Raw genomic sequence first — 6,756 nt, forward strand, 5'->3', positions numbered from 1 at the left:
TCCCACCCCTTGCGAGTTTCTCTGCGGCATTGCTCCCATATCCCCAACATTCTTAGGGGATAGGCTCCTACAATTGGAGCGGTGATGTGAGGGGGCGGCGGCATGGAACGGGCGGAGTTGTTGGCGCTGCTGGAGCGGGCGAAGGCGGAGGGCTGGACGGAGCTGGATCTGGCGGGGCTGGATTTGGTGGAGTTGCCCCCGGAAATTGGTGAGCTAACTCAGCTTCAGGTTTTGATTTTGGGGAAGTGGGACGAGGAAACCGAAAAATGGAAGGGCAATCAATTAACGACGCTGCCGCCCGAAATCGGTCAACTGCAAAATCTGACAAATCTTGACCTTAGCTACAACCAAATTAGCGAGTTACCAGCGGCGATCTCGCAACTGAAAAATCTGACATTGCTTGACCTCCGCGACAATCAACTGAGTGAGCTACCGACGGCAATCGGTGAACTGGAAAGTTTGACTACGCTTTACCTCGACAACAACCACATCAGCGAGCTACCAGCGGCGATCGCGCCATTGCAAAATCTAACTACGCTTAGCCTCTGCGAAAACCAACTGTGGGAGCTACCAGCGGCGATCGCCCAACTGCAAAATTTGGCAGAGCTTGACCTCCGCGAAAACCAACTGAGGGAGTTACCGGCGGCGATCACGCAACTGCAAAATTTGACATCGCTTGACCTCAGCGGCAACCAAATCAGTGAGCTACCAGCGGCGATCGCGCAACTGGAAAATTTGACATCGCTTGACCTCAGCGGCAACCAAATCAGCGAGCTATCAGTGGCGATCGCACAATTGCAAAATCTGACATCGCTTGACCTCGGCAACAACCAAATCAGCGAGCTACCAGCGGTGATCGCACAACTGCAAAATTTGGCAGAGCTTGACCTCCGCGATAACCAATTGAGAGAACTACCGGCGGTAACCAGTGAATTGAAAAGTTTGACTACGCTTTACCTCGGCGACAACCAAATCAGCGAGCTACCAGTGGCGATCGCACAATTGCAAAATCTGACATCGCTTGACCTCAGCGATAACCAATTGAGGGAACTACCGACGGCGATCGCGCAATTGCAAAATCTAACTATGCTTAACCTCAGCTATAACCAACTGAGAGAGCTATCAGCGGCGATCGCACAACTGCAAAATTTGACAGATCTTGACCTTGGCTACAACCATCTGAGTGAGTTGCCAGCATCTATTCGAGAATTACCAAACCTCGAACATCTAGATTTGTCTGGAAATCCTCTCCCCATTCCTCCAGAGATTCTATGTAGACAAGAACAGTTGTCTGAAAATTTATGGGGTCTTTATTACGAGTCACAAACTATTCTGGATTTTTATTTCAATAGCCAACGTGATCCCAAGCCCCTCTACGAAGCCAAATTGTTGATCATTGGCGAAGGCGGCACAGGTAAAACTAGCCTCGTCAGAAAGCTCGAAGACGAAACTTGTCAACTCGAACCTAAAGAAAAATCCACTGAGGGAATTGACGTGCTGCCCTGGGAAATTTCCCACTTAGATGGCACACCGATGCGCGTCAATATTTGGGACTTTGGCGGTCAGGAAATTTACCACGCCACTCACCAATTTTTTCTAACAAAACGATCTTTGTATTTGCTGGTTACCGACGATCGCAAAGAGAATACCGATTTCTATTACTGGCTCAACATCGCACAAGCCTTTGGTGACAACAGTCCCCTGCTGATCATCAAAAATGAAAAACAAGATCGCCAATGTCAGCCTGATGATCGCACCCTACGCGGCGAATTCAGCAACCTCAAAGAATCCCTCAGCACCAACCTAGAAACCAATCGCGAACTAGACACCATTCGTGCCAAAATTCAACAGTATCTCAGCAGTCTCGATCACGTTCAACAAATCATTCCCGCTCACTGGGCTAACATTCGCACCGTCATTGACAACTATTCCCAAAGCCGCAACATTCTAGAACTCGGGGACTATTTCGATCTTTGTCGGAAAAATGGCTTCAGCACCGAAGCAGATATGCTAGCTGCCAGCCAATTTCTGCACGACTTGGGCATCTGCCTACATTTTCAAAATGTCCCATCCCTCAAGAGATTCCTGATTCTCAGACCTGAATGGGCTACTGTTTCGCTCTACAAAATTCTTGATAACCAAGAAGTTAGAGCCAACTTTGGCCGCTTCAATGACGACACCCTTGAACAACTGTGGGATGAGAGTAATGAATCGCAAACACGCAGTGCACTCTTGCAACTGATGAAGGAGTTTGCCCTTTGCTATGAAATTCCCGGTTGCAAAGGTCGCTACATTGCCCCTCAACTGCTTGAAAAAGAACGCCTTGATTATGATTGGGACAGCGCCGATAACCTAATCCTCAGCTATCGCTACCAATTCAAACCCAAAGCCATTTTCCCGCAGCTAATCGTGGCGCTCCACGAACAAATTGAGAAAATTGAGGAGACTTTCTGCGTCTGGAAACATGGCATGGTGATTACCAACTGTTCCGCCCGCGCCGAAATTATTGAAGACGATCGCTACTCCAAAGCCAACATCACCATCCGCATTTCTGGCTCCAACAAACGCCAACTGATGACCATTGTGGGTCACGAACTCGACAAAATTAACCGGAGCTATGATCGCCTCACCTATGAAGTCCTGATCCCCTGAAATTGCAGTCAATGCCAAGGTAGCCAAACACCCCACACCAACACCTGGAAAAGCCTGCAACGTCGCCTCGCCAACCGCCGCCAAACTGCAAAACCGGGTGATGATTCAAGATTTCACTGGGCAGCAAACCCTCTGGGCTGCCTTCAAAAACGCCGCCGCCTTCAACATGGTGGTTGAAACCGACCTTTTGAGCCGCAACGCCTCCCCAAAACCCATAAAAAAAGGGGTAGGAAAATCCCACCCCTGGCTAGTTAGGCGGCTCGATCGAACCACCCATCAATCCTGTGCTTGATCCTTACGGAGCCGCCACCAAGTCCTTCTTCGCGGCTTCGCTGGCCAGGAATTTTTCCAATTCCGTCAGTTGATCCGCATCCACCTTGGTTTGCATCGGGCAGAACTTGGGCCCACACATCGAGCAGAACTCAGCGGTTTTGTAGATGTCGGCCGGCAAGGTTTCATCGTGGTATTCCTTGGCCCGCTCCGGATCGAGGGACAGCTCAAACTGCTTGTTCCAGTCGAAGTTGTAGCGAGCTGCCGAGAGTTCGTCGTCCCGATCGCGCGCACCGGGCCGGTGGCGAGCAATGTCCGCCGCGTGGGCCGCGATCTTGTAGGCGATCAAACCGTTGCGCACGTCTTCCGCGTTCGGCAAGCCCAGGTGCTCCTTCGGCGTGACGTAGCAGAGCATCGCCGTGCCATACCAGCCGGCCATGGCCGCCCCGATCGCACTGGTGATGTGGTCATAGCCCGGTGCGATGTCCGTCACCAGCGGCCCCAACACATAGAAAGGCGCTTCGGAGCACTCTTCCATCTGCTTCTTCACGTTGAACTCGATCTGATCCATCGGCACGTGGCCGGGGCCTTCCACCATCACCTGCACATCGTGCTCCCAAGCGCGGCGAGTCAGTTGGCCCAGGGTTTTCAGCTCAGCCAATTGCGCTTCATCGGACGCATCGTGGGTACAGCCGGGACGCAGCGAGTCGCCCAAGCTGAAGGACACATCGTATTTCTTGAAGATTTGGATGATGTCGTCGAAGTGCGTGTAGAGCGGGTTTTGCTTGTGGTGGTGCAGCATCCAGCGGGCGATGATGCCGCCGCCGCGCGACACAATCCCGGTGATCCGGCTCTTGACCAAGGGCAGGTGCTCGATCAAGATCCCGGCGTGGATCGTCATGTAGTCCACACCTTGCTGGGCGTGCTTTTCGATGATGTGCAAGAAATCATCGGCGGTCAGGTTTTCGATCCGACCATGGACGCTTTCCAGAGCTTGGTAGATCGGCACAGTCCCGATCGGCACGGGCGAGGCGTTGATGATCGCCGTGCGGATTTCGTCCAGATTGCCGCCGCCGGTGGACAAGTCCATCACGGTGTCTGCGCCATATTTCACCGCCAGTTCCAGCTTGGCCACTTCTTCGGCCAGGTTGGAGGAGTTGGGCGATGCGCCGATGTTGGCGTTGACTTTGCACTTGGAGGCAATCCCGATCGCCATCGGCTCCAAGTTGGGGTGGTTGATGTTAGCCGGAATGATCATCCGGCCGCGGGCCACCTCGTCGCGAATCAGTTCGGGGGTGAGGTTTTCGCGTTGGGCAACGTAGAGCATCTCTTCGGTGATGATGCCCTGACGTGCGTAGTGCATTTGCGACACGTTTTCTTGACCGCGACGCTTGGCAACCCATTCGCTACGCAACATATTTGGTTCCTCAAAAAAGTAGCTTTCCTACGCCGGTTTGAACCGGATCAGGTTCTAAGGGTGTGTTCTCAGCCTGGGCAAGGATCCCAGACACCCCTAGCTTGGCCAGTGGTGGAGCTGGCGCTGAGGTTTCATCCTACCATTTTGCCTTGGCTGCCATTGGCTGGAAAACCGGGCGGGGATCGACTGGGGAAAGGATCAATTGGGGAAAGCCACAGAATCGCGATCGGGGTTTGACTGGCGGGCGATCGCGTCTAAATTGGGTGGGAAATTGTGTTGGAAACGTTGTACGGAGTCGCCAGACCATGCCACAGGGGCCAGGATTTTTGTTCACATTTGTCTACTACACCGTGATGGCGACGGTGGTGGCCACTTTCTCGAGTGCGCCGTTGCTGTTTGGTGGACGGTTGGGCCTGGAGGCGATCGAAACAGCCTTGCCGATCGGGCTGGTGTTGGGGCTGTTGGGGGCTTATTTCAACCGCACGGCTTCGCTGGAGCTGACGGTGCGATCGGGCAATGATCTGCAAACGCAACTGGAGCAACTGCTCACGAGCTGGGAATTTGTGACGGTGGATCCCACAACCGTGCTGGGCGATCGCACCGGCATCCAGGTTTATGAACGCGCTTCCTGGCGCAAGTGGTTTTCGGGGCGTGTGTTTGTGCGCATCGAGCGGCAAACGGCCACCGTGGTCAGTCGTGCGGGCCTGATTCGGAAACTGGAGCGACAACTCGGCGCGGTTCTGTAAAGGCGTTAGGGTCGATCGCCATTTCCATCGCCGTAGGGGTTGGGTCTCCCAACCCTAACCCGGGCGATCGCCCTAACCCTGTCCCCCCTGGGAACACCCAAGGATTACGGGAACCCCCAAATGGGCTGAGAGCCTGTCGTAATCACAACAGGCTCTCGACTCTTAACCCTTCCTAACTTCCGGTGTGACCCGGCTCGCTAGTCAGTTTTGTTTTTGATACCCCCAGGGGAATTCGAATCCCCGTCGCCTCCGTGAAAGGGAGGTGTCCTAGGCCTCTAGACGATGGGGGCATATCATTGAGCTTTCGCTCGGAACGCTCAGGCTCGGTAAACTTACTTTACCATCGCTTGAGTTCTTTTGCCGTGGGCGTTTCGCTCGCGTTTTGCTTGCCGTCCGCGCCTTTCGCGATATCTAAATTAGCGAACTCCTCTAGAAGTGTCAAGCACTCAATTAATTCTTAACAATCGTTAATAATTGATCTCAGCATTCCGATCGCTCGGGTCAGCCAGCGGTCACTTCATTAACCTGCACTATGCACCGGTTCAGGACGCGGTGGCAACTGCTTTGATGGATGACTCCGGCTTGGGGGTGCTCGTTATGATTGGAGCAGATCCTAGACAAAATCCAAGACCAGCCCGATTCAGCGCCGGCCAGATCCCAAACCAGCCCGTTTGATGTTTGACTGCGGAAGCCTGGGGCGATCGAGCGAGATTGGTTGGCCACCCTGGCGGAATGGCGACGGGCAGCCATGAATAAGTGGAGTATTGGGGTGATCGGGAACTGGTAAATTGCACGAGGCGCAAGGGAGGATTGGGGGAATGCAACAAATTCATCGATCGCGTGACCGATCGGGCCAGCGATCGCCCTCCCGATCGCCCTTGGGCTGGGCTGTGGTGCTGGGTTGTGTGGCCCTGTTGGCCATTGAGGCGATTGATCAAGGGCGATCGGCGGTGGCCCAGGCGCTCCCGGGGGCGATCGATCGGGTTGGGCAACCTCAGCCTGCGCCCCGGGTGACTGCGCCCGGCCCGGATCGTGAGCTGAAGTTTGACTATTCGGTTTCCGGTTGCGAAGATGCCTCGATATCGCCTGCGGTTGCGCCTCTTTGGGCGGCGGCTCGGGCCCTAACCTGCAAAAGTGGGGCCTCCGAGGGGTTGACCCGTTCTCCCTTGGCTTTGGGACGAGAGTTGGTCAGCAACATCGCCATCAGCACCGAAGGCAGAACGCTGGTCTTTGGCCATGATTTGACCTACACCTGCTGTGCGGCTTTTGTGCTCGATCGCTCCCTCGATCGCGAAGGCGGCCAATCGATCATCACCGTCGTGGAACGCAATGAGGGGGAACATTGTCGCTGTCTATGCGATTACCAAATTACCGGCACGATCGGCCCCTTGCCGCCCGGTTCCTACACCTTGCGGGTCTATGGAGAATTGGGAGCCGCCCGCGCTCGACAGTTGCTCTTTGAGCGATCGACCGTCATCGGTGGAGAACTGCCGCCCGCTGGGGCCCCCACGAAGCGCTGAATCCTTGGAAACAGTGCCAATCTAAGAGCTGATTTATAAAGACAATATTAATCAGCCATCCCCGCTAATCGTTTCACCATCAAATGCATTAAGCAGCCGTAGATCATCCCTTCGCTCGTCTCCGAATACAACTCATAATCCTTGCTCAATC

4 protein-coding genes, 1 tRNA gene and 1 riboswitch are annotated in these 6,756 nt (G+C 54.2%); of the genes, 3 read left to right on the forward strand and 2 right to left on the reverse strand.

Features of this window, described 5'->3' with window-relative positions:
• The first annotated feature begins 102 nt into the window (after nucleotides 1-102).
• The gene (locus tag H6F46_RS11295) at nucleotides 103-2,652 is read left to right on the forward strand and encodes a COR domain-containing protein (RefSeq protein WP_190356142.1); all 2,550 of its coding nucleotides are present in this window, start codon (nucleotides 103-105) and stop codon (nucleotides 2,650-2,652) included.
• Between the two features lie 295 nt (nucleotides 2,653-2,947).
• On the opposite strand, the gene thiC is transcribed toward H6F46_RS11295, so the two are convergent.
• Complete coding sequence (gene thiC, locus H6F46_RS11300) at nucleotides 2,948-4,336, reverse strand: phosphomethylpyrimidine synthase (RefSeq protein WP_099533161.1); 1,389 nt, start codon at nucleotides 4,334-4,336, stop codon at nucleotides 2,948-2,950.
• 10 nt (nucleotides 4,337-4,346) lie between these two features.
• A riboswitch (TPP riboswitch) is annotated at nucleotides 4,347-4,447 on the reverse strand.
• A gap of 197 nt (nucleotides 4,448-4,644) precedes the next feature.
• Here thiC and H6F46_RS11305 point away from each other — a divergent pair.
• Nucleotides 4,645-5,085 (forward strand): hypothetical protein, encoded by a 441-nt coding sequence (locus tag H6F46_RS11305; RefSeq protein WP_099533142.1) that lies wholly within the window; start codon nucleotides 4,645-4,647, stop codon nucleotides 5,083-5,085.
• Nucleotides 5,086-5,302: 217 nt separating this feature from the next.
• Here the strand turns inward: H6F46_RS11305 and H6F46_RS11310 are convergent.
• Nucleotides 5,303-5,375: transfer RNA gene (locus tag H6F46_RS11310), tRNA-Glu, on the reverse strand.
• A gap of 528 nt (nucleotides 5,376-5,903) precedes the next feature.
• Here H6F46_RS11310 and H6F46_RS11315 point away from each other — a divergent pair.
• Nucleotides 5,904-6,605, forward strand: a complete 702-nt coding sequence (locus H6F46_RS11315; protein ID WP_190356143.1) for a hypothetical protein — start codon at nucleotides 5,904-5,906, stop codon at nucleotides 6,603-6,605.
• Nucleotides 6,606-6,756 lie beyond the last annotated feature (151 nt).

Source organism: Limnothrix sp. FACHB-1083 (assembly GCF_014696485.1).
Classification (GTDB): domain Bacteria; phylum Cyanobacteriota; class Cyanobacteriia; order CACIAM-69d; family CACIAM-69d; genus CACIAM-69d.

What these genes read in the sequence shown, in the direction of transcription:
- H6F46_RS11295 (WP_190356142.1), top strand. Translation starts at nt 103, where the DNA reads ATGGAACGGGCGGAGTTGTTGGCGCTGCTGGAGCGGGCGAAGGCGGAG.
- H6F46_RS11305 (WP_099533142.1), top strand. Translation starts at nt 4,645, where the DNA reads ATGCCACAGGGGCCAGGATTTTTGTTCACATTTGTCTACTACACCGTG.
- H6F46_RS11315 (WP_190356143.1), top strand. Translation starts at nt 5,904, where the DNA reads ATGCAACAAATTCATCGATCGCGTGACCGATCGGGCCAGCGATCGCCC.